Here is a 1,451-nt window from a genome sequence, read left to right as displayed (position 1 = left end):
GGCGGATTCAACCGGTCGTCGCAACACCTTCTAACTGGAGGTTTGTATGGGGCGACCCGCAGGGTGGCAAAAGCAGGTGACAGGTCGAGAGACAATGCGCTCGCCTGGCGCACCATCGCTTTGCCGTGAGGTTGAGCGGCGGTTCTGGGCGCAGATCGCAACCGGCATCACAAGCGAGAAGGCGGCAGAAGCAGTTGGCGCATCACAGGCTGTAGGCTCGCGCTGGTTTCGTCATCGTGGAGGCATGCCCTTGTTCATGTCGAATCCTGTGTCCGGGCGGTACTTGTCATTTGCCGAGCGTGAAGAGATAGGGGTGCTCCGCGCCCAGGGCGTTGGCGTACGGGAGATTGCTCGGCAAACCGGGCGAAGCCCATCGACGGTGTCGCGGGAGCTGGTTCGCAACGCCGCCACGCGCGGCGGCCAACTCGAGTATCGGGCATCGGTTGCGCAGTGGAAGGCGGAACTGGCGGCCCGGAGACCGAAGTCCGCTAAGTTGGTGACTCACCCGCGACTTCGGTGCTACGTTCAAGACCGGTTAGAGGGCAAGATGCATGACGCCGATGGCCATGAGATTGTCGGACCTGCGCACGCGCCCTTCAAAGGCCGGAACAAGCCACATCGGGGTGACCGCAAATGGGTCAATGGCTGGTCTCCTGAGCAGATAGCCAATCGGCTGCGCGTCGACTTTCCGGAAGATGAATCCATGCGCATCTCTCATGAAGCCATTTATCAGGCGCTCTACATTCAAGGTCGGGGTGCGCTCAAGCGGGAGCTGGTCAGCTGCCTGCGTACCGGGCGGGCATTGCGCGTGCCTCGGGCGAGGTCTCAGGCCAGGTCGTGGGCCCACGTCAGCGAGGAGGTGATGATCTCCAGCCGCCCCGTAGAAGTACAAGATCGCGCCGTGCCAGGCCATTGGGAAGGAGACCTGATCATTGGGCTGAACCGCTCCGCGATAGGGACGCTTGTAGAGCGGTCCAGTCGCTTCACCATACTTGTTCACCTGCCTCGGGAGCAGGGCTATGGGCAGGCTCCGCGAACCAAGAACGGTCCTGCCTTGGCCGGCTACGGCGCCATCACGATGGCCAATGCACTCAAACGAACGGTAGCGACCTTGCCTGCCCGGCTCTGGCAATCATTGACCTGGGATCGCGGTAAAGAGCTATCGGATCACGCCCGCTTCACTATCGAGTCCGGGGTGAGTGTCTTCTTCGCTGACCCGCATAGTCCGTGGCAGCGCGGCACGAACGAGAACACGAATGGACTTCTACGGCAGTACTTCCCAAAGGGAACAGACTTGTCCCGCTGGAGCGCCCAGGAGATTCAGTCCGTAGCCAACACGCTCAACGCACGGCCACGGAAGACGCTCGGATGGAAGACTCCCGCAGAAGCTTTGAATGACTATCTAAAATCCGCACAGCAATCCGGTGTTGCGACGACCGGTTGAATCCGCC

At 61.2% G+C, this 1,451-nt stretch carries 1 protein-coding gene; it reads left to right on the top strand.

Annotated elements, in window-relative coordinates; all coding sequences use genetic code 11:
- Positions 1 to 46: 46 nt before the first annotated feature.
- The gene (locus tag ETQ85_RS25910) at positions 47 to 1,444 is read left to right on the top strand and encodes an IS30 family transposase (RefSeq protein ID WP_148580646.1); all 1,398 of its coding nucleotides are present in this window, start codon (positions 47 to 49) and stop codon (positions 1,442 to 1,444) included.
- Positions 1,445 to 1,451 lie beyond the last annotated feature (7 nt).

It is taken from the genome of Zoogloea oleivorans, from assembly GCF_008107625.1.
In the GTDB taxonomy this organism is placed as follows: domain Bacteria; phylum Pseudomonadota; class Gammaproteobacteria; order Burkholderiales; family Rhodocyclaceae; genus Zoogloea; species Zoogloea oleivorans.
The sequence above is the reverse complement of the archived record's forward strand: the minus strand, read 5'-3'. Positions and strand labels throughout refer to the sequence as shown.

Coding starts and splice junctions, on each gene's coding strand:
- ETQ85_RS25910 (WP_148580646.1), top strand. CDS start 47: ATGGGGCGACCCGCAGGGTGGCAAAAGCAGGTGACAGGTCGAGAGACA.